Origin of the sequence: Marinobacter sp. Hex_13, assembly GCF_001566815.1 — a bacterium.
GTDB lineage: Bacteria > Pseudomonadota > Gammaproteobacteria > Pseudomonadales > Oleiphilaceae > Marinobacter > Marinobacter salarius.
In genome coordinates, this window is sequence record NZ_LSMM01000040.1 from 1 (window position 1) to 21,347 (window position 21,347).

At 57.7% G+C, this 21,347-nt stretch carries 19 protein-coding genes; 17 read left to right on the forward strand and 2 right to left on the reverse strand.

The genetic code is table 11. The features are described 5' to 3' along the window. The 15 genes from AXW11_RS10625 to AXW11_RS10695 all read left to right on the forward strand — a co-directional run. A partial coding sequence (locus AXW11_RS10625) for an HD-GYP domain-containing protein (protein WP_286792259.1) occupies nucleotides 1-675 on the forward strand: 675 nt, incomplete at its 5' end. 54 nt (nucleotides 676-729) lie between these two features. Then, nucleotides 730-2,991, forward strand: a complete 2,262-nt coding sequence (locus tag AXW11_RS10630) for a bifunctional diguanylate cyclase/phosphodiesterase (RefSeq protein ID WP_091643126.1) — start codon at nucleotides 730-732, stop codon at nucleotides 2,989-2,991. 58 nt (nucleotides 2,992-3,049) lie between these two features. Next, nucleotides 3,050-3,367 (forward strand): hypothetical protein, encoded by a 318-nt coding sequence (locus AXW11_RS10635; RefSeq protein ID WP_091643123.1) that lies wholly within the window; start codon nucleotides 3,050-3,052, stop codon nucleotides 3,365-3,367. Between the two features lie 229 nt (nucleotides 3,368-3,596). Beyond that, complete coding sequence (locus AXW11_RS10640) at nucleotides 3,597-4,028, forward strand: MerR family transcriptional regulator (RefSeq protein ID WP_036212011.1); 432 nt, start codon at nucleotides 3,597-3,599, stop codon at nucleotides 4,026-4,028. Nucleotides 4,029-4,034: 6 nt separating this feature from the next. Continuing rightward, nucleotides 4,035-6,299: a heavy metal translocating P-type ATPase gene (locus AXW11_RS10645; RefSeq protein WP_051947086.1), complete on the forward strand. Its 2,265-nt coding sequence runs from the start codon at nucleotides 4,035-4,037 to the stop codon at nucleotides 6,297-6,299. Nucleotides 6,300-6,424: 125 nt separating this feature from the next. After that, nucleotides 6,425-6,874 (forward strand): DUF411 domain-containing protein, encoded by a 450-nt coding sequence (locus AXW11_RS10650; RefSeq protein WP_036211433.1) that lies wholly within the window; start codon nucleotides 6,425-6,427, stop codon nucleotides 6,872-6,874. Between the two features lie 74 nt (nucleotides 6,875-6,948). After that, nucleotides 6,949-8,667, forward strand: a complete 1,719-nt coding sequence (locus AXW11_RS10655; RefSeq protein ID WP_075194687.1) for a sensor domain-containing diguanylate cyclase — start codon at nucleotides 6,949-6,951, stop codon at nucleotides 8,665-8,667. 75 nt (nucleotides 8,668-8,742) lie between these two features. After that, a complete protein-coding gene (locus AXW11_RS10660) occupies nucleotides 8,743-10,731 on the forward strand; it encodes a ribonuclease R family protein (protein WP_091643120.1) in 1,989 nt (662 codons plus the stop codon). Nucleotides 10,732-10,798: 67 nt separating this feature from the next. Then, nucleotides 10,799-11,002, forward strand: coding sequence for a hypothetical protein (locus tag AXW11_RS10665; RefSeq protein ID WP_085678484.1), 204 nt, complete (start codon nucleotides 10,799-10,801; stop codon nucleotides 11,000-11,002). A 589-nt stretch (nucleotides 11,003-11,591) separates the two neighbouring features. After that, entirely contained in the window at nucleotides 11,592-12,827 is a 1,236-nt protein-coding gene (locus tag AXW11_RS10670) for a carboxyl-terminal protease-like protein (RefSeq protein WP_258955209.1), read from the forward strand. Nucleotides 12,828-12,845: 18 nt separating this feature from the next. Then, a complete protein-coding gene (locus AXW11_RS10675; RefSeq protein WP_091643114.1) occupies nucleotides 12,846-13,487 on the forward strand; it encodes an LpoB-related protein in 642 nt (213 codons plus the stop codon). Continuing rightward, nucleotides 13,471-14,715, forward strand: coding sequence for a COG3014 family protein (locus AXW11_RS10680; protein WP_091643111.1), 1,245 nt, complete (start codon nucleotides 13,471-13,473; stop codon nucleotides 14,713-14,715). Before AXW11_RS10675 ends, AXW11_RS10680 begins: the two co-directional genes overlap by 17 nt. Continuing rightward, nucleotides 14,712-15,167, forward strand: coding sequence for a YcfL family putative periplasmic lipoprotein (locus AXW11_RS10685; RefSeq protein ID WP_075194681.1), 456 nt, complete (start codon nucleotides 14,712-14,714; stop codon nucleotides 15,165-15,167). The genes AXW11_RS10680 and AXW11_RS10685 overlap by 4 nt, the downstream gene beginning before the upstream one ends. Next, nucleotides 15,167-15,979: a hypothetical protein gene (locus AXW11_RS10690; protein ID WP_091643109.1), complete on the forward strand. Its 813-nt coding sequence runs from the start codon at nucleotides 15,167-15,169 to the stop codon at nucleotides 15,977-15,979. Before AXW11_RS10685 ends, AXW11_RS10690 begins: the two co-directional genes overlap by 1 nt. A 40-nt stretch (nucleotides 15,980-16,019) precedes the next feature. Further along, on the forward strand, nucleotides 16,020-17,108 hold the full coding sequence (locus AXW11_RS10695; RefSeq protein ID WP_091643106.1) for a S41 family peptidase: 1,089 nt from the start codon (nucleotides 16,020-16,022) through the stop codon (nucleotides 17,106-17,108). Here AXW11_RS10695 and yihG read toward each other — a convergent pair. Beyond that, the gene (gene yihG, locus AXW11_RS10700) at nucleotides 17,102-18,016 is read right to left on the reverse strand and encodes a 1-acylglycerol-3-phosphate O-acyltransferase, YihG family (RefSeq protein WP_075194678.1); all 915 of its coding nucleotides are present in this window, start codon (nucleotides 18,014-18,016) and stop codon (nucleotides 17,102-17,104) included. The genes AXW11_RS10695 and yihG overlap by 7 nt on opposite strands. 182 nt (nucleotides 18,017-18,198) lie before the next feature. On the opposite strand from yihG, the gene AXW11_RS10705 reads away from it, so the two are divergent. Continuing rightward, nucleotides 18,199-19,350, forward strand: a complete 1,152-nt coding sequence (locus AXW11_RS10705) for an alpha/beta fold hydrolase (RefSeq protein ID WP_091643103.1) — start codon at nucleotides 18,199-18,201, stop codon at nucleotides 19,348-19,350. Nucleotides 19,351-19,516: 166 nt separating this feature from the next. Here the strand turns inward: AXW11_RS10705 and AXW11_RS10710 are convergent, their stop codons facing one another. Beyond that, a complete protein-coding gene (locus AXW11_RS10710) occupies nucleotides 19,517-20,188 on the reverse strand; it encodes a haloacid dehalogenase type II (protein ID WP_075194676.1) in 672 nt (223 codons plus the stop codon). Between the two features lie 139 nt (nucleotides 20,189-20,327). On the opposite strand from AXW11_RS10710, the gene AXW11_RS10715 reads away from it, so the two are divergent. Next, nucleotides 20,328-21,239, forward strand: a complete 912-nt coding sequence (locus tag AXW11_RS10715; protein WP_036211452.1) for a LysR family transcriptional regulator — start codon at nucleotides 20,328-20,330, stop codon at nucleotides 21,237-21,239. The last annotated feature ends 108 nt before the right edge of the window (nucleotides 21,240-21,347 follow it).

The window sequence follows — 21,347 nt, forward strand, 5'->3', positions numbered from 1 at the left end:
GGTATGTGCGGACTGCTTCACGACCTGGGCAAGCTTAAGGTTCCTGACGAAATTCTTAATAAACCTGGCGCTCTGAGCCCGGCTGAATATGCGATCATGCAACAGCACACGACGTTCGGCTATGAGCTGCTGAGCTCTGACCCGAAGCTGGATCCGATTATCGGGGACGTGACCCGTCACCACCATGAGCGTCTGGATGGCCGCGGCTATCCGCAACAACTGGAGGAATGGCAGATCAGCCGCTTTGCCAGACTGGTCTCCATCGTTGACGCGTTCGATGCCATGACCAGTGACCGCTGCTACCGCGACGGAATTCCGGCATCTGACGCCATCCGCGTTCTATACCGCAATCGCGGCCGGCAGTTCGATGCTGACATGGTAGAAGCCTTTATTCGCATGGTGGGCATTTATCCACCTGGAACACTGGTGGAGCTCAACAGCGGGGAAGTGGCCCTTATCGTGACCGTGCACCCGGGTAAAAAACTCAAACCCAGGATTGAGATACTGATGGATGCCAACAAAAAGCCGGTCCCTCCCCGAATCGTTGACCTGGCAAACCCGACAACCGAAGAGCAGCAAGCGATTCACCATCCGTTGCCGGATGGCGCTTTCGGAATTTCACTGAAGGGAAGGATTCAGCAATTGGTAACAGATCATAGCGTTTATCCCTCATAATTAGATGAATACGGCCGATATGTTAGTCACTCACCTCATCAACCGGAGCATTTTGTGGACAAACCTGCATCGGCGCTAACCCTGTTCGTGAGGGGACTGCTGAACCCGGCATTTCCGGCACTGATTTTCCTGGTGTTTCTGGGAATCGCCCTGGTTTTGCAGTACGGCATCGAAAAACAGGACCACACCCAAATCCAGTCCAATCTTGGCAGCGAAGCCAGTTCCATGGCAAAGCGGCTGGAGCGGGAATTCCGTGTTCACGCAAACTCCATCAGCCGCATGGCGAAACGATTTGAAGCCCTACCGGACACGCCAAAAGAGATCTGGGAGCAAGACGCCCGCCGATACCTGTCAGATTTTGGCGTCTACCAGGCGATCGAGTGGATTGACCGCGATTATGTCATCCGCTGGATGGTGCCGATCGAAGGTAACGAAGACGCCATTGGTTTCAATGTGGCCTTCTCCCCGGAACGACGGGCATCACTGCTTGAGGCACAGACCACGGGGAACCTCGATATCTCCGGCATTGTGAACCTGAAGCAGGGTGGCAAGGGTATGGTCATCTACGCGCCCATATTCACCGGCAACGCCAACAACGGCTTTATTGCCGGTGTGTTCCGGATGGAAACCCTGGCTAATTACATGCTTTCCAACCGCGCCCTGACCTCCTTCCACATCGAAATCCGGGAAAAAGGCGAACCCGCCTATGTGCTTAACGATTCCATGGAAACAGACTCCAGGTTTTCCCGCACCCTGGATGTTGACCTGCCAACACTTGATTGGACACTGGCGGTAACCCCCTCCATCTCGTGGGTCGAGGAACAACGCAGCCGCTGGCCATTTGTGACCTTCATCGTCATGCTGTTCATGGGCCTGCTGACCAGCCTTACCACACTCCTGGTGCAGCTGACTCTCAAGCGCAACCATGCACTGCTGAAAACCCGCCGGGAGCTGGATGCGGAAATCAGCCAACGTCAGGCGGTGCAAAAAGATCTCGCTCGCCTGGAAACCACAGATGCGCTGACCGGCCTCGCCAATCGTCGTTTTTTCATGGAAGACATGGCGCACACCCTAAGCATCGCCGACCGTCAGATGCGCCAGGCAGCGCTGGTGATGATCGACCTGGACCGGTTCCAGACGCTCAACGATTCTCTCGGCCATCAATTCGGCGACGAACTGCTCATCAAAGTCGCTGAACGCCTGAATGCCCTGAGCGACGAAAAAGTGATGGTGGCCTATTCCGGCGGCGATGAGTTCATGGTGTGCCAGCAGCATGTTGAAAACATTGATGATGTAATCAATCTGCTGGGCCAGATCAAGCAATGCTTCGAAGAGCCGTTTGCCGTGCAGGGTGAGGAACATAGTATCACTGCCACTATGGGCGTGGCTGTCTATCCTCAAAGCGGCCTGGATGCCGATACCTTGCTGCGCAATGCCGATGTGGCGCTCTACCGCGCCAAGGAACAGGGCCGCAACACCTATCAGTTCTACACCGAGGGCATGCAGGACCGGGAGGTCATGCGCCTGGAATTGGACAAGGATCTTAACCACGCGCTGGCCAACGACGAGTTCGTGCTCTATTTCCAACCGCAACTGGATCTCAACGACTCGTCCATCAACAGCGTGGAGGCTTTGATACGCTGGCAGCATCCTCGCCGTGGCCTGTTGCCACCAGTGGACTTCATTCCCCTGGCGGAGGAAAGCGGCCGCATTACCGACATTGGTCGCTGGGTGGTCATGGCCGCCTGTCGGCAACTGGCGAAATGGCAGAAAGGCCCCTACTCCCATCTGCGCATTGCGGTGAATCTCTCTGGGCGCGAACTGGATGACGAAAGCATTGTCGACCATATCCAGGAAGCGCTGGAAAGCAATGGCGTTCCCGCGAGCCGGCTGGAGGTGGAGCTGACCGAAGAGATCTTCATCCAGAATATCGAGCACAACCTGAACCAGCTGACCAAGCTACACAAGCTGGGCATGCACCTGGCCATTGATGACTTCGGCGTGGGTTACTCTTCGCTGGGTTACCTGCGGGATTTCCCAGTGGACCTGCTGAAGATCGACCGCTCCTTCATTACCGACGTTACCGAGCGCCACGACGACGCAGTGATTACCCGCGCGGTGATTAACCTGGCCCATAACCTGGGCATCCAGGTGGTGGCGGAGGGCGTGGAAACCCATGAGCAGCTGACTTTCCTCAAGAATCACCGCTGCGATCTGATTCAGGGTTACCTGATCAGCCGCCCGATTCCGGCAGGTGAACTGGAGCGAGCGCTGAGCGCTGGTTTGCTGGATATCGACACGCCGGTTGGTAGCTGATTGAAATGAGTGCCGCAATTCACCACTATTGCCGTATTCATTTTCAAGGTGTGGCCTCATGAGTTCAAAGTATCTGACGGCGGAACAGGATGTCCGTCTGCGACGGTGGGAAGCCTGGAACAAGCGTTACTTTATTTTCGCGTTCTTCTCGCTGGTCATTGTTCTGGTCTTCAGCAGCCAGCTCGGGCTGTCCAGTGGCGACAGCTGGGGGCCGCTGGGACTTCTGATTGCCGCTTTAGTTACCCCCATTATCATTCTGCAACTGCGTCTTGCATGTCCCGCCTGTCGGCAGAAGATTGGCTGGCAGGCCAAGCTGATGGCCCCGGACCAGTGCAAAGCCTGTGGCACTTTCCTGCGCGCTAAAAACTCTTCCTGAAAAACCTTTGACCTGTGAGTAGCTCATAGGTTTTAGTCTATTCCTAATGCAATGCCTGGTGGTACCCGACATTGGGTGCCTGTTCGTGATTGAAAGGTATCTGTTTCCAAAACACGCTCCTGCGGCACATCCATGTGACGCTTGGGCTCCGCCATCCATGGCTCCGCACAGTTTTGGAAACAGATACCTTCCACTCACTTGTTCGACGTTCGGAATGGCCGGCAACGTTATGAAAGTCAAAGAAATCGCTATTGGCGCCGGGGTTAACCCGGACACCGTTCGGTTTTATACCCGTGAGGGGTTGCTGAAGCCCACGCGGAACCCGGACAACAACTACCAGCAATACGATTCTGAAGACCTGCGGCGGTTACGATTTGCCCGCAAAGCCCGGCAACTCGGATTTTCACTGCCGGAAATACGACAGATTCTGGAGCAGGCAGATGATCATCATTCACCCTGCCCGATGGTGCGGGACGTGTTCCAGCAGCGGCTGGTGGAAGTGGAGCGTGAGATTGCCGAGTTACAGCAACTGCGTAGTCGTATGACCGCCGCGCTGTCCGCCTGGCAGGATATGCCGGACGGCACACCGGACGGACACACGATTTGCAGGCTGATTGAACATTGGGATGAATCCCTGCCGGACGACGGTTGGAAGGAGTAAGGCTCGATGAATGAGAAAACCGATTTGAACGACGGCCAGATTCAACTGGCCGTTACCGGCGCCAACTGTGCCTCCTGCGTGAATACGATTGAGAGCGCCCTGAAGTCGGTGGACGGCATCACCGGCGCTCACATGAACCTGGCCGACCGAACTGCCACAGCGACCGGGCATGCTGACCCTCAGGCTCTGATCAGGGCGGTGGAAAGCTCCGGCTATGGAGCCAGCCAAATCGAAGACCCTGACGCGGCGGACGACCGCAAGCAGGAGGAGGATCGTAAGCAGTACAAGACCCTGCTGGTGAAGATGGCTGTCAGTCTGGGACTCGGTCTCGGCCTGATGATCTGGGGCATGGGTTTCGGCACCATGATGGTGACCAGCGAGAACCAACCGATCTGGCTGACCCTTGGCGTGGTCACCCTGGGCGTCATGGCTGTCACCGGTGGTCACTTTTTCTCCGGAGCGTGGAAAGCGTTCCGGCACCACAATGCCAACATGGATACGCTGATCGCCTTGGGGACCGGCACTGCCTGGGTCTATTCCATGACGGTAGCCAGCATCCCGGATGCACTGCCGGAAATGGCACGGCACGTGTATTTTGAGGCGTCAGCGATGATTATCGGCCTGATCAATCTGGGGCAGGCACTGGAGCTTCGCGCCAAGGGCAAGACCTCGGAAGCCGTGCGCCGGCTGTTGGATCTGCGCGCCAAAACCGCACGCGTAATCCGTGATGGCGAGGAGCAAGACCTGCCGGTGGAGCAGGTTCGGGCGGGTGATCACATCCGCGTTCGTCCGGGTGAAAAACTCCCGGTGGACGGGGAGATTACCGAAGGCAGCACCCGCGTTGACGAAAGCATGCTCACCGGCGAGCCCATGCCTGTCAGCAAGGGCGAAGGCGACGAAGTGTCCGCCGGCACCATCAACACCCACGGCTCCATTATCTACAAGGCCACCCGCGTGGGCAGCGAAACTGCCCTCGCACAAATCATCCGTCTGGTGAAAAAGGCCCAGGGCTCCAAGCCCGCTATCGGCCGCCTGGCAGACAGGATTTCCTCGATTTTCGTACCCAGCGTGATGCTGATTGCCGTGGTATCGGCACTGGTCTGGTACAACGTCGGGCCGGAACCGGCCGTGGTTCACATGATGGTGGCCGCGACAACAGTTCTGATCATCGCCTGCCCCTGTGCCCTTGGGCTTGCCACGCCTATGTCAGTGATGGTGGGCGTCGGCAAGGCGGCCGAATACGGCGCACTGATTCGCCAGGGGGACGCCCTGCAGACGGCCGGCAAGCTGGATCTGGTGATCCTGGACAAGACTGGCACCATTACCGAGGGGCACCCGGCCGTCACCCGTTTTCATGCCACCGACGGCGATACCCGCAGGTTGCTGGCCCTGGCCGCCGGTCTGGAACAACACTCGGAGCACCCGTTGGCCGAAGCCATTATGGCGAAGGCGAAGGACCAAGGGGCAACGCCGGACAATGTCACCCGCTTCGAAGCCCTCAACGGCAAAGGCGTGCAGGGCGAGCTGGATGGACAAACCGCGCGCCTGGGCAACCGCCGCTGGCTGGAGAGCGAGAACATTGATCTGGCCGAACTGCAGGAGGAGGCCAATGCCATCACCGCCGAGGCCGGAACCCCACTGTTCCTGGCCCTGGGCAATCAAGCCCTGGGGGTGGTCGGCGTTGCCGATGCGGTGAAACAGGATTCGGAAGCCGCCATACGGCGACTGCACGACGCCGGCATCCGGGTGATGATGGTGACCGGCGACGTCGACGGCACCGCCAGGGCCATCGCCGAGAAAACCGGGATCGACGATTACCGCGCTGAAGTTCTGCCGGAAGACAAGGCCACCATCGTCAGCGAGATGCGGGGCAAAGGTTATACCGTGGCAATGGTAGGCGACGGCATCAACGATGCGCCTGCCCTTGCAGCGGCGGACGTTGGCTTTGCCATTGGCACCGGCACCGATGTCGCCATTGAAAGCGCCGGTATTACGCTGATGCGGGGCTCTCTCCACGGCGTTGCCGACGCCATTGAGATATCCCGGGCCACGGTACGCAACATCCATCAGAACCTGTTCGGCGCCTTTGCCTACAATTCGTTGGGCATACCCGTCGCGGCCGGACTGCTTTACCCACTGTGGGGGATTCTGATGAGCCCAATACTGGCCGGCGCCGCGATGTCGCTGTCCTCGGTCACGGTCGTTACCAACGCCAACCGGCTGCGACTGTTCAAAACCACCAGTAACGCAGGCAAGGAGGGGAACCAATGAACGCACTTCTGGTCAATGCCGGAGGACTGATCCTGATGGCCGCCATCGTCTGGTGGTTCTGGTTGTCACCCTCTGGCGGCGGAGAACCAAACCACGATCACAGCCATCATCATTGAGGTAACATCATGAAAAAACAACTGTTGGCCCTTGGCCTCGTCGCAACCGTCGGCTTGAACGGTCAGTTACAGGCCGAAGACGGGCTGAAAGACATCCATGTCTACAAGTCACCGACCTGCGGTTGCTGCACGGATTGGGTGGACCACCTGAAGGAAAACGGTTTCAAGGTGGAAGTCACTGAAACCAATAACCTGAATCCGATAAAGATCGACGCCGGCCTGACACCGTCACTCGCCAGTTGCCACACCGCGTTTGTTGGCGACTATGTGATTGAAGGTCATGTGCCCGCCAACGACATTCACCGGTTGATCGCCCAGGCCCCGAAAGCAAAGGGTCTGTCGGTGCCCGGCATGCCGGCTGGCTCACCCGGCATGGAAGTGGGGGATCGCAAGGACCACTATCAGGTGTTGATGTTCAACGACAGCGGCCAGACCAAAGTCTTCGCAGAACACAACTAGTTTTCCTACACACTTTGCCATGCCTGCTCTATCATACCTTCCAGATAGATCCAGACTGTGCATAAGGAAAGCTTTTGAGCCTGAAAACCCGACTACTGGGCCTGGCAGCGGCTCTGATGATCATCGCCTCAGTCGCCTCCTGGCTCGCGTATCGTGAGCTTTCAGACGACATCATCGAGCGCTGGGGGCAGCAGGTTGCCGAAATACAGGTGCGCTATGACAGCGCCCGCCTGCTGCAATCCCTGGAACGGGAAATCGGGCTCGCCCGCCAGATGGCCGACTCCTCCACGCTGGTCAACTGGGCTACCTCACCGGAAGATAAGGCGTTACAAAGCGACGCCATACGCGAAATGGAAAGCTTCCGGAGCAATTTCCGCGACAACAGTTATTTCGTCGCCCTCCGTGATTCCCGCCGCTACTACTACAACAATGCCAACAACGAATTTGCGAATGATCAGTTCCGCTACATCCTGGACCCCGACAAACCCGAAGATGCCTGGTTCTTCCAACTGATTGAGGAAGGCCGCAACTTTCATCTGAACGTAAACCCCGATACCGAGCTCGGTGTGACCAAACTCTGGATCGACGTGCTAATGCGGGATGAGGAAGATCGCATCGTCGGCATGGTTGGTACCGGCCTGGACCTGGACGCGTTCCTGCAAGATATCGTGGATATTGACCAAGAGGGAATCACCACCCTGTTCGTGGACTACAACGGCGCGATACAGCTCTACCGCGACCGCAACTACATCGACTTTGCCAGCATCATCAAACCCGAAGGCCAGAAAAGCACCGTCGACCTGCTGTTTGATAACCCGGAAGACAAGCAGAAGGTGCTCGGCATGCTGCAACTTCTGAAAAACCGGGGCGGCGCCACCGGTGCCGTGGAGAGCAGCTTTGTGACCGTGGACGGCCGAAAACACCTGGCTGGCGTGGCCTTCCTGCCTGCCATCGGCTGGTTCGAGATCACCCTGCTGGATCTTGAAACGCTCCTGCCCCGCAGTTACCTATGGCCTCTGGTTGCCGTGTTCCTGACCAGTTTGCTGGTCACCCTGATCCTGTTCCATCTGATTATCCGTTCGCGCATCCTCAAACCCCTCGTCAGCCTTGAGAGTGCGGTTGAGAAGGTTCGAGGTGGCAGCTTTGCGCTTCCGCACCTGGAAAAACCGGACAACGAGATCGGCCGGCTTGCCAGTCATTTCGAGACAATGACCGACACCCTCGAGCATTCAACCCGCGAACTGGAACGGAAGGTTGCGCAACGTACTGACGAGCTGAACAGGCTGGCGCGTGTTGACGCCCTTACCGGGCTGAAGAACCGCCGTGGTCTGGACGAAGCCCTGGATGAAGAAATACAGCGGGCAAAACGACAGAACACGGGCTTTGGTCTGATCTGGCTGGACATTGACCACTTCAAGGCCATCAACGACGAGCTTGGCCATCAGGCCGGTGACGACATTCTCTGCCGCGTGGCACTGTGGCTCAAGGCCGGCGTGCGGCCCTACGACCACCCCGGCCGCTGGGGCGGCGACGAATTCGTGGTGGTGCTCTCGCCCTGCGATGAAGATACGCTGTGCCAGATTGCCGCGCGGATACGCGAAACCATCGAAAGGGACAGCATTCGCACCGGCACGCCGGTGACCGTTAGCGTGGGCGGGTACCTCTGCCAGCCCGGTGACGACGTTGACACCATTCTGCGACAGGCCGATCAGGCGCTTTACCGTGTGAAACAGCAGGGGCGGAATAAAGTGCTTATCACGGATGGATCAGGCCAGGAAATTAACCCCGCGTAACATGGTCTGACTCATACCGCCATAACCGGTATACTCCGCAGCGACACTCAAATTTTATCCAGCCAGGTTCTGTTCATGCTCAATGCCGACGCCCTCAGCCAGTTGCGCCAGCTGAAAACCAATATCGAGGAAAACAAGGTTGTCTTTCCGGGTACCGTCAAAGCCACCAATGGGCGTTTCGGCTTTGTTGCGCTGGATGAGGGGCGAGACGTCTTCCTGCCACCGGAAGAAATGCAGAAAGTGCTGCCCGGTGACCGCGTCAAGATCACCGAGGAAGAGGGCGACAAAGGCAAGACCCAGGGCATGATCGACGAGCTGCTGGACACCAGTCTGGACACGTTCGTTGGTCGCTATCTGGTGAAAGGTAAAGGCCACTTCGTGGTGCCGGAAACCCCCGGCATCAACCGCTGGATCTTCATTCCGCCGAAAGAGCGCCAGGGTGCCGAGCCCGACGATTACATCTACTGCCAGATTCACAAACATCCGATCAAGGATGGCAAAGGCCAGGCAAAGATCCTGAAAGTCCTCGGCAAAGCCGGTGATACCGGCATCGAACGCGCGCTCACCGTTGCCACCTTCCACCTGCCAGACACCTGGCCCGACGCCGTGCAGAAACAGGCCAGTGCGCTGGATGAATCAACCGTTGAAGCAAAAAGCGAAGGCCGGGACGATCGCACCGACCAGCCCTATGTGACCATCGACAGCCCCGGCACCCAGGACATGGACGATGCCCTGCTGGCAGAGCCCAACGCCACTGGCTGGAAACTGTCCATTGCCATTGCTGACCCGACGGCTGTTATCGAGCCGGGCAGCCCTGCCGAGCAGGAGGCCTTCCGCCGCGCCACCGCCATCTATTTTCCCGGCGAACCACTACCCATGCTGCCGGATACCCTCAGTACCCGCCTGTGTTCGTTAATGCCGGACACCAAGCGCCTGGCACTGGTCTGCGACCTTCAGGTGAACAACGATGGCAGCCTCGGCGACTATCAATTTCATCAGGCAGTGATTCGCTCCCACGGCAAACTCAGCTATGAACTGGTCTCCAACCTGATCGAAGGCCGGGAAGACGACGATATCAAGGCGCTTCCGGATACCGTTTCCAACAGCCTCGACCAGCTCCACCAGATCGCCACCGCTCTGCGCAAATGGCGAAACGAGCACGCGCTGGTGAACGGCGACCGCCCCGAATTCCGGCTGCGCCTGGACGAGAATCGCCGGATACGGCTGATCGAGCCCTCCGTTCAGAACGAGGCCCATCGCCTGGTGGAAGAATGCATGATCGCCGCCAACCGCTGCGCGGCCGACTTCCTGGGGCAACGTGACAAGGGGCTGTTTATCCAGCATCCCGGTTTGCGGAACGACCGCATCGACAACGTCCGCGCCTTGCTGGAAGGCTATGCCCCACAGCTCGCCGATATCGACGCCACCAGCGCCGCAGGCTTCCGCGACCTGATGAAGCAGACCGACGGGCTGGACGCAGAGGTTCCTGTCAAAGCCATTATTTCCCGCCAGCTTGCCCGCGCCGAGCTGTCGTTCACGCCCGCCCCCCATCAGGGCATGGGACTGGCCGCCTACACCACGTTCACGTCGCCACTTCGCAAGTTCAGCGACTTCCACGTGCATCGGCTGATCAAGTCGATCCTGTGGCAGGAATCGCTGAACGAGCTCAACGATGACCAACTGGCCGAACTGCAACAGACCCAGATCCGCGCCCGTCAGGCTGCCAACAGCCTTGAGAACTGGCTCAAGAGCGATTTTGCGAAAACCCTTGGCGAGGACTCGATGACTGGCGTGATCAGCCGCACAACGCCTGCTGGGTTCTTTGTACGGCTGGAGGCCAACGGCCTGGAAGGGTTCGTGAGCTGCAAGACACTTGAAGGTAAGTTCAGCTTCGATCCCGTTACGTTGCGCTTGGTTCACAACAAAAACGGCCGTACGTTCCAGTTAGAACAACCCGTGACTGTGACCTTGTCCGGCGTCGACGACGAAAGAAAGCAGATCCAGTTCAATCTGGTGGATGCGCCGACTGAAGGCCGCGAGCCTGCGAACACCGACGACGCTTGAAAATCCGGCTCCGGAGCGCCATCTTAGTGAATAAGCGGGCACTTATTCGTTACGGAGGTGAATCCGGATGCCTATCAGCCCAACCGAGTTCCTGAAGAAGTACGGCTTCGAAGAGGAAGAAGAGGAGCGCGACCACAGCCTGCGCCACAATGCGATGGAACACGCAAAGCACTTGAAGCGCCCTCATGCTGGCACACCCCATGACTGGGAAGAGTGGGAGCGCTACAAGAAAGAGCACCCGGACGAAATCGAAGACGAGGATAGCAATTAGTTCTGTCCGAGCATCTTCATAAGCGTTCGTCCTTGGCCTGTCACTGATCCCGCCAACCACCTTCCTTCAGGCGGGCTAACATTATCTTGCAAATTTTTGCATTTCTATATATTTCATGCCTCTTTTCCAAAAAGAGGCTTATGCTTTAATAGCTTACGCAACGGACTCTTTGTTTTCCGCGACGTATTTCTAACTCGATCCCCTGCCTCGCGACCTTCCGAGCCTAACACTGTCATTAAAAATTGTTTATACAGTTACCCTGTTAACAGAGTGTCGTTGTTATCGACACCACCTCTAAATCAACACATATAAGGTATCAGGGATGACATTAAGTCCTTCTCGTTCCACCTCAAAGGTAAAACGGTCCTCGATCAAACGGGCAGGCGTATCACTCCTTGGCCTGTCTCTGGCAACCCTGCTTACGGGCTGCCAAACCTACAGATTTGATCCCGACAGTGTGAGTGCCCCCACCTCGTCATCCTATAGCACCGGGACAGTCCCCTTCACCGTTGTCGGAGACGAACGTCCTGATTGGCTGGTTCCGGAATCCGCTGATGTCCCTGAGGTTGTCGTAACCCGCACAACTGAAATGGCTGGAACACCCGATTTAAATGGTTTGAGCTTTCTTGGCTACATCTTGACGCTGACGCTGGTCCCCATCAAGGACGAAACACCTTATGCAGACGTCTTCGCTCTGACCTGGCAGGGAGAAACGCTGCTGGAAAGCCGTGTCAATTACTCTATCGACGGCTATTTCTCTGTTTACTTCCCGACGCCGATGATGTTTCTGGGTACACTGGGCGATAAGGAAGAAGAGAAATCCGTCGCCGAAGACTACGTTACTGACTATCACAGGGACAACGTTCTGGCCACCATCGACCAGCAGCGCACCGAATTCGAGCGGTTTAATCCCCAAACCACCGAAGAAATTGCAGCTTACCTATCCGGCCCCGGCGCAAACTCCGTTTACCGGCCTTCCGCCATTCTGCAGCTGATCGATCAAGCCCCTGAAACCGACACTCTCGCCTACCATGCTGCCAACAGCAATATACCCGGCTACACCGATCTCCTGCCGGTTCACTATCAAGCGTGGATGATCGGCCCTGATAACCTGCGCGGCATCGACCTTGAAACCAGATTGGCGCAGGGCGTGGACGCAGACCAACTGCTGGTTCAGATGCTTAACGCCTACCCAAATCAGCCCATTCAGTCCGGCTACTACACTGGAATGACCCGGGCTCACCACCAAGTGCTCAAGGACGCTGGCCTCCCCGAGGGGTTGGTGGATCGCATGACTAATGAGGCCCCATCCCCCCAGTTATTGGCTGCGGCGAATACCGGCAAACTCCGTGACGAAAACGGCAACATCCGGATTCCAACCCAGGAAGAGCTCCTCGAACAACTGGTGCGCAAGGACAATCAAGGCAAATACATGAGCCCCTACACCAGCGACGACGTGCTGGCCGAGTGGGTCAACTCCGCAATTAACGCCAACATCGGGTCAACCGTTGGCACCGGCGTTGGTGCAGCAGCCGGTGCGTATCTGGGTGAAAAAGCTCTCGAACAGGTTCCGTTTGTTGGGGGGTTCCTTGGCGGTACTGTTGGCGCAGAAGTCGGCAAGAGCATTGGCCGTGAAACAGCTATCAGCGCGTCCGGCGGCTGGGAAGCCATTCGCAGCACCTCCGACCGCAGCTTTGACGATATATCGTCCATGGCGCGCTATCTGAAAGCAAAATACGGGCATACCGGCAACTTTGCTGACGCGATGAATGCCACCCGACAGATCTACCCCGAACTGGCCGAAACCCTCGCGCAAGTCCGCTAACATCAAATGGAGAATGGAATGCTTAGAAAAACTGCACTCACAGCGGCTTGCGCCCTGGCAACGGCGACTCTGGTTCTGTCCGGATGCGCCGGAAACATCGAGAACGTCAAAGGTAAACCTACGGTCTACGAAGATGTTTCCAGCACTGGCCGAGTTGGCGGCGTTGGTATTGAAAGCCAGGACGTTGTTGCTATCACCGACCAGATGATGCGGGATATGCTGGCCAACCCGATGCTGACCGGTCGCTCTACTCCGCCTCGCATTATCATCGACAACGAGTACATCAAGAACGAGAGCACCTCGGTGGTCAACACCAACATGCTCACCGACCGCCTGCGTATCGAACTCAACCGGGCCGCCAATGGCCGGATGGTTTTCGTGGGGCGTCACTTCTCGGACATGGTTCAGAAAGAGCGTGACCTTAAGCGTGACGGTGCCGTGGATGGCGGTACGATTCGCCAGACCGCGGCACAGGCTGGCGCTGATTTCCGCATGGGTGGTCGCATCTCATCACTGGACGCCATCGACCGCGACACCGGTACTCAATCCCGCTACAGCCAGATCAGTTTTGAAATGGTCGATCTTGAGCTTGGCACCATTGTCTGGAGCGGACTCTATGAAATGAGAAAGGCGGCCAAAGACAATGTGGTCTATCGATAAGCAACTGGTAAAACCAGCGCTGGCCACGATTCTGGCCGGTGCTATCGCTGGCTGCGCGAGTGGCCCCAAGGTTTATGACCGTGCAACGCTCGCTCCATCTGAACAGAGCCTGGTAAACAGCAAGCCTGCGGCTCTCCGGGCTGACTTCCAGAACCTGTTTGAAGAAGGGCCTCGCAACAAGGTGCTGAACCTGATGGAAATCGGGGTCAAGGCGTACCGGGCCGGCTATCGGGATGAGGCCAAAAACACACTGACCCAGGCCCGGCTTGAGATCGAGAACGTCTACGCCGATTCAGATGCAGCCAGAAGGGCACGCAGCATCTGGTACGAGGAAGCGGAGAAAGACTTCAAGGGCGAACCCTACGAGCGGGCCATGGTGTACTTCTACCTTGGACTCATCTACCTGGAAGACGGCGACTACGGCAACGCTCGCGCCAGCTTTCTGGCGGGTCTGCTGCAGGATGCCTTCGCGGAGGAAGAGCAGAACAGCACGGATTTCGCGCTGTTGTTATACCTTGCTGGCTGGTCCGCTCTTCAAATGGGCAGTGACCAACTGGCGGCAGAGCATTTTGAAGAGCTCAAACTGTATCGTCCCGATGCTCCCATTCCGGAAGCCAACGACAATGCCTTGCTGATTGTTGAAACCGGGAAATCGCCCCGCAAACTTGGTGACGGCGTTGGTCACTATCAGTTGGTGTATCGACGGGGCAAGAACTTCCGGGATGTTGGCGCCGAAGTCCGGAATGGCGAAGAGTGGTCGTCGGTTTACCCCATGGAAGATGTCTTTTTCCAGGCCTCAACCCGGGGTGGACGCGCCATCGACCGTATCGTGGAAGGTCAGATCCAGTTCAAGGAAAATACCCGAGCCGTCGGCTCGACCCTGAGCACGGTCAGTCAGGACAGCATACTGGCGGGTGCCAGTGCCGCGGCCGGTGGTGCACTGGGTGCCGGTTTCGCTGCTGTGAGCCTGATCAGCGTGGCCGCAGATGGTCTTTCAGCCTCCGCCAATACCCGTGCCGACATACGCTATTGGGCCGGACTGCCAGACACCATTCATGTCATACCGGTGACCGCTGCCGAGGGGGAGCCAGTCGTCGTTCGCTTCCTCGATCAGTACGATCAGCCTATCCCAGGGCTCACGGACTCAACCTCATTCCATTTTGATGGTCGCGGGGCGGGCCTGGCCTTTGCCACCTCCCGTCGCCCGAATCCAGGAGAAACTCAATGAACCCTCTCGTTAAAACATTGACCGCAGCAACCATGGGGCTCGGTCTGCTGGTGGGCTGTACCAGCCTGCCCTCTGACAGCACCGATCTGACTGAGCGCACGGCGCCAGTCACCATGAATTCCGTGGTGTTCAGCGACTATAATCTGAAGCGCACCTGGTCTGGCGGCCTGTTCGGCGACGGTGAGCGCTATCGGTTGTCGGTGGTTCAGCATGGTCAGCGTGCAACCGCGACGGGCACAACCGAGGTATACGCCGTCCTGCGCAACCACACCGATTATGACTATCAGGTTGAAGCCCGAACCCAGTTCTTCGACCAGGATGGCGTACCGACTGATGTGAAGCCTACCTGGCAGCGGACGACAGTACCGGCCAACAGCCTCTCCACTTACCGCGAACTGTCTACCACCGCTCAGCCTCTGCAGTACCGCGTGGAAGTACGGGAGCTGAACTGATGAAACATCTCGCCATTGTATTCTGTGCGCTCACACCGGGCCTCAGCCTGGCCGCCAGCCAGAGTCATGAAGCGGCACCGATGATGGCGCCGGCCCAGAAGCCGTTGACCGATAGCGATCTACAAAATGAGCGCTCGGCCCCCCAACGGCTGGAAAGTGAGGAGGCGATCCTCGATCGTTTCCGCGCAGCGTTTGACGGCAACATGCCCAGAGTGGCCGTGTTCTGGAACCGGGCGTTTGACGATCAGGTTAGTGACTGGCGCAGTAGCACCCGGGGCGTAGTATCCGCTCGGGGCTCGCTGAAAGGCAACGTTCCGGACGGCAACGTCGACCTGCAGGGGCAAAGCCAGATCGCTGCGCAGGGAGAGTACCGCTCGAACCGAACGACTGGCCCGGCAAGCCCCGCCTTTGAACTGCAGAGCGGCCTGGTCAGCCAACTGACAGAAGCCGGCGTCACCGTGGTGGACCGAAATGCGATCATGCGCATCACCGACAATGCCCTGGAAACCGGCGATTTCTCACGCCTGTCGCCGGATCAACGCCGTCTCGAGATGCGAGCACTGGGTGAACACGCTGACATGCTATTGGTATTCCGCCGAATCGCCGATGACCGGTTCGAAATTGAAGTACTGGACGTTCACAACGGTTCGATTCGCGCCATGTTGAGTTCCAACGGTGTCCCTCCCGAGAAGGACAAGGCTCGTCAATGGAAAGCAACCGACCATGGTTTCCAGAAAGTGGAGCACTCCGTCACGCTGGATGAAATCGGTGGTGAACTCGCACTCCAGACCCTGGCAAGCGTTGCCCGTTAACGCTCAATACCCGACCTAACCTGAGAAGGACTGTTGTTTCATGACGTTCCAATTGAAGCCTACCTTGCTCCTGCTTCCCATCGTCGTTGCGCTGGGTGGCTGCGCCAGTAAACCTGAGACGCCCACCGATCCCGCGCTCATGTCGAGTAACCAACTGTTTTGGGCCGGTCTGACGCAGTGCGTTCGATTGGACTCGGCGGGAGAGCAGATAAAAATCTACCCGGAACAGGCAGCCGTAACGGTGCGCCCCGAATCGTTTGCCTATACATGGTGGTGTCAGGACGACATTGGTCAGTTCTTACCGTCAGACGTCAGCAGCCATCCTATTCCGGAAGCAGACAAACCCGGCGACGGTCTTATCGGCGCTTCGTTGGAAAAAACAGAGGAAGGCTTCTTTGTTTCGTGGCTGACGCCGAACGGCCCGGCAGCGACCAGTGAACAACTGGCCGTTGGTGATCAGATTATCGCCATCCGCCCGACTCTGGATGGAAAACCGTATCCGGTGGATAATCTCAAACTCAGTCAGCTCGTGTGGCTGATTCGCGGAACGCCAGGCACGGAGCTCCAGTTAACCTTGCTGAATGCCGCCAATAGCGAACCCCGGGAGGTGACACTTCAACGCGCCTTAGCCACACAAAGCGATTTCCTTCTGGTCAAGCAGCATCAAGCTGACTTGAAACACCAGGCCGAAGCCAAAGCGAGGAAAAGCCTGGTCATCCATGACAATACCGGCAGCTTCATGAGCCCTTACACCAGCGACCGAGTAACCGCCGAATGGGTGAACAAGGCCTTGAATGCCAATATTGGCGCCACCGCCGGCAGTGCGGTAGGAGCAGTGGCGGGCGCCTATGCCGCCAACAAAGCCCTTGAATCCGTGCCGTTTGGAAGCTTTATCGGCGGCATGGTCGGCTCAAAGGTCGGCAAGGACGTTGGTCGCAGTACCGCCATTGAGAGCATCGGCGGATGGGAGTATGTCAGAGCAACGTCCGACATGAGTTTCCGGTCACTGACTGACATGGCCCGATACCTGAAATCAGAGTACGGATCAGACCCAAACTTCAGCGACGTCATCCAAGCGACCAGCCAGATTTATCCTGAGTTCGCGACGGCCCTTGCCTCGTCTCAGTAGGTATTATCAGCAGAGCGGCTGGAGAGCATACGCGTCAGCCGCTCATCTTTGGCACGCCACTGCTCTGCCAGCCAGTTCTTCACGTTTTTTCGGTGCTCTGCATCAGTGGCATAATCCCGGCCCTTCAGGTGCGCCGGGATGGTAACTGTGTCGATCTCCATGCCGACTTTACTCACCCTTCCACACATGAAATCCCAGAACGTTGGAGCGCCCCCCGGATAGGCAATCGTGACATCCACCAGTGTTTCGATGGAGTCGCCCATGGCATCCAGCACAAAGGCCACGCCACCGGCCTTGGGCGTCAGCAGGTGGGTGTATTTTGATTTCTGCTTGTCGTGCTTGGCCTGGGTAAAGCGCGTGCCTTCGACGAAATTCATCACGCTCACCGGGGTGTAGCGGAACTTCTCACAGGCCGTACGGGTCGCTTTAAGATCTTCACCGCGCTTTTCAGGATGCTTGATCAGGTACTCACGGGTGTAGCGTTTCATGAACGGGAAATCCAGCCCCCACCAGGCCAACCCTATGACCGGCACCCAGATCAGTTGTTGCTTGAGGAAGAACTTCAGAAACGGTGCACGGTGGTTGAACACCCGCTGCATGGCGAAGATGTCGACCCAGCTTTGATGGTTGCTCAACACCAGGTACCAGCTTTCCCGTTTAAGCTTTTCGTCGCCGTGGACGGTCCATTCCGTGCCTTGGGTAAGTTTCATCCAGCCGGTGTTGCAGGCAACCCAGGCTTCGGCGATCCAGATAATAACTTTGGTGCACAGAACCCGGAAACCGGTGTGGGGAATAATCAGCTTCAATATCGCCGGGATGTAGAGAAGCAGGCACCAGAACAGGGTATTCAGCCCCAGGAGGATGGAACTGATGACGCCGATAACGGGAGCTGGCAGGAAGCTGAGCATGGTGGTCCTGTTGTTGGTTTTTTAAGATGGCTGAATGATACCAATGGTTGGCAGGTTTGGGCAGTGGCCTGAAGTGACCGGTTTGCCATTAGTGGTGGACGTTCTTGCCATAGTTCCGATCTGTATAGGTAGTCTAGTCTTATTCCGAACCTGTTCTCGACATAAACCTTATGGAAACCTCTATGCCCGACCCGCTCAGCTACGCTTTCAACAAAGCCTCGGGAATAACCCGCCAGACGGCACTATACGCCGGTAACGCCTTCGACCGCGTATTCCGGGCCGCCAGCCTGGTGCAGGCAGGACAGACACCGTTCGAGACCTTGTACACCGATGGGCTGGTGAGCCTGCGATACTACCCGCCGCTGGCCGAGGATTTTATCGAGTTGGACGGCGAGATGATTGATGTGGAGCGCTCGCCCCACAAGACGCCCATCGTAATCGTGCCGCCACTGGCGGTGAACATGCTGATCTACGACCTGTTTCCCCAGCGTAGCCTGGTGCGATTCCTGCGGGCCAAGGGGTTTGAGGTGTACCTGATCGACTGGGGCGTACCCACGCGCCAGCACAGTCACTACAACCTGCACACCTACGTGGCGGAGTTGCTGCCGGCATACCTGAACCGGGTGCGGGAGCACAGCGGTGAGCAGGAGCTGTCGTTGCACGGCTGGAGCCTGGGCGGCATGTTCACGCTGTTCTATTCTGCCCTCAGCCGCGACCAGCACATCCGCAACGCCATCGTGCTGGGTTCGCCCATCGACAGCCACGCGTCAGGCCTGATGGGTTTGATGTACCAGCGGGTGTCCGACGTCGCCGATTTCGTCCGTAAGCGCACCGGCTTCCGCCTGCATGACGTGAAACCTCATTGGTTCCACTCTCCGGGCTGGGCCAACACCATCGGCTTCAAACTCACCAACCCCATCGGCAGCGTGATGGGCTACTGGGAACTCATCGTCCGCCTGGGCGACCGCGACTTCGTCGCCAGCCACGCCACCACCTCCGCCTTCCTCGACCGCATGGTCGCCTACCCGGGCGGCATCGTGCAGGACGCGGTAGTACGCCTGTGGATCGACAACGAACTCTCCAAAGGCCAGATCCAGATCGGCGAAGACGTCGCCCGGCTGGAGAATGTAAACGCCAACTTACTTGCCATCGCCGGCGATACCGACACCCTGGCAACCCCCGGCGCGGTGAAACGCATCGAAGACCATGTCAGCTCGAAGGACGTCACTTTCCGGGTTACCCCCGGGGGTCACATGGGCATTCTGGCCGGCAGCAAGGCGCCGAAGGAAAGTTGGCTGGAGATGGCGGAGTGGTTGGCTGAAAGATCGGACTGAATCACACAGAACGCGCGACTGGGAGACCGCCGGCACATAAGTCGGAAGCGCGTCTCGTAGCGTCCCTTCCAAACTGTGCGGAGCCATGGATGGCGGAGCCCAAGCCGAACAGGACGTCTTGAGGCGTGTTTTGGAAGGGACGCTACGAGACGCGCCACCCCGGAAGTTAAAGGTTATCCAATGTAGCAGGTAGCTCAGAAAGACTCCGAACCACCGCATTAGGCTCAACCCCCCAATCTTCAAACACCTTCCCGGCATCCCTCTGCACCCAGATGGCCGTCAACCCCGCCGCCCGGGCACCAATCACATCCCACGCGTTGCTGGACACCAGGCACAGAGGCTTATCCATCGCCCCGGTTGCCCGTCGTGCATAGGCATACACCGCCGGGTCCGGCTTGAAGCTCTTGATGTCATCCACCGACACCAGCCCCTCAAACTGATCCAACAAATGGTTATGCCCCAGCACCTTCTCCAACGCCGGATAGGTGCCATTGGAAAAGGCAAACATTCGATACTCGCCCTGCAGGGATTCCAGTGCCGGCAACGAGTCGTCAAACGCAGGCAGGGACAGATAGGCCCCCATCAACTCATCTTCCCGCTCTCCACTTAAGCTCAACCCATGGCTGGCCATCGCATACCTTAGCGCCTGCCGCGTGCAGGCCCCGAAATCCTCGTACATGCGCATCAGCCCCTTGCGAAAGGAAAACTCCAACTGTTTTTCCCGCCACTGGGCACTCACGGACTCCGCCGCCTGGCCTGCGTCCGGCGCCAACAGGTCTGCCATTCCCATAGGGTCCACCAGGGTTCCGTATACATCGAACGCCAGGATCGGTTTCATCGGGTGCTCCTAAATTTGTTCAACCAGTGTCACGACATCGTAAACCAGTCCGCATCGTTTTTTGAATGCTTACTCAAACCACCAACAACAAAGTACTCCGGAATGGGCAACCTCCCACGCCTCGGGTACACTGCTATTCATGAACCCTGTTGATACATTTAACCTCGACATTCGCTCCCTCAGCACCTTCATTGCAGTGCTGGATGAGGGCAGCGTTTCTCGAGCTGCTGTGCGACTGGGCGTGAGTCAATCGGCTGTCAGCCACACCCTGGACCGATTACGCCAGGCCCTGGGCGACGCTCTGTTCGTCAAATCCGGCCGAGGCATTGTCCCCACCCGGTATGCTCTCCAGGCCGGCCCACACATTCGCCAGATACTGGACGACCTGCACTCCCTGTCTTCCGGGCCGCCGTTTGCCCCGGCCACGGCCGAGTTCACCTTCACCATCGCCGCCAACGACTATCAGCGCGACCTGCTGTTACCCGGACTGTTGTCCGTGATCCGACAAGAAGCGCCTGGCATCCGCTTGCAGGTTGTCCCCTCGGGCATTCCGACCGCCGACATGTTGCGTAAAGACTTGTGTGACTTGATTATTTCCCCTCACGCACCGGAAGCTACCGACATCATGCAGCGGGGCCTGATGGCGGATCAGATGGTGGTTTTCTACGATCCCGCCATCCGCCAGGCCCCGGAGTCCCTGGCGGATTACCTGAAGGCGGACCACATCGCCATCCTGTTTGGCACGGGTGAAAAAACAGCTTTCGAAGGTTCGTTAGCCGCCCAGGGATTGACCCGGAGAACCGCCGTAACCGTGTCCAATTTTTCCGGCCTGCCAGCCTTCCTGCAAGGCACTGACATGCTCGCAACAGCACCCAAGCGCATGAGTGAGGACTTACTGCAGCAGTTTGCATGGACGCCCCTACCGTTCGACTACAAGCCATTCACATTGCTGATGCTGTGGCACAAACGCAACCAGAACGACCCCGCTCACCGCTGGATTCGAAACCACGTCAACGGCGTAGCAGCGACCATCAATGGCCTCAATACCTAATTCATCTGATTTGTTCATACATTGTATGAAATAGCTGGCCGTTATCCCAGGACAGGACGAGCGTAGACTCCCCATATCAGATTGAGCGCTGGGTGAGAGCCGGCCTTC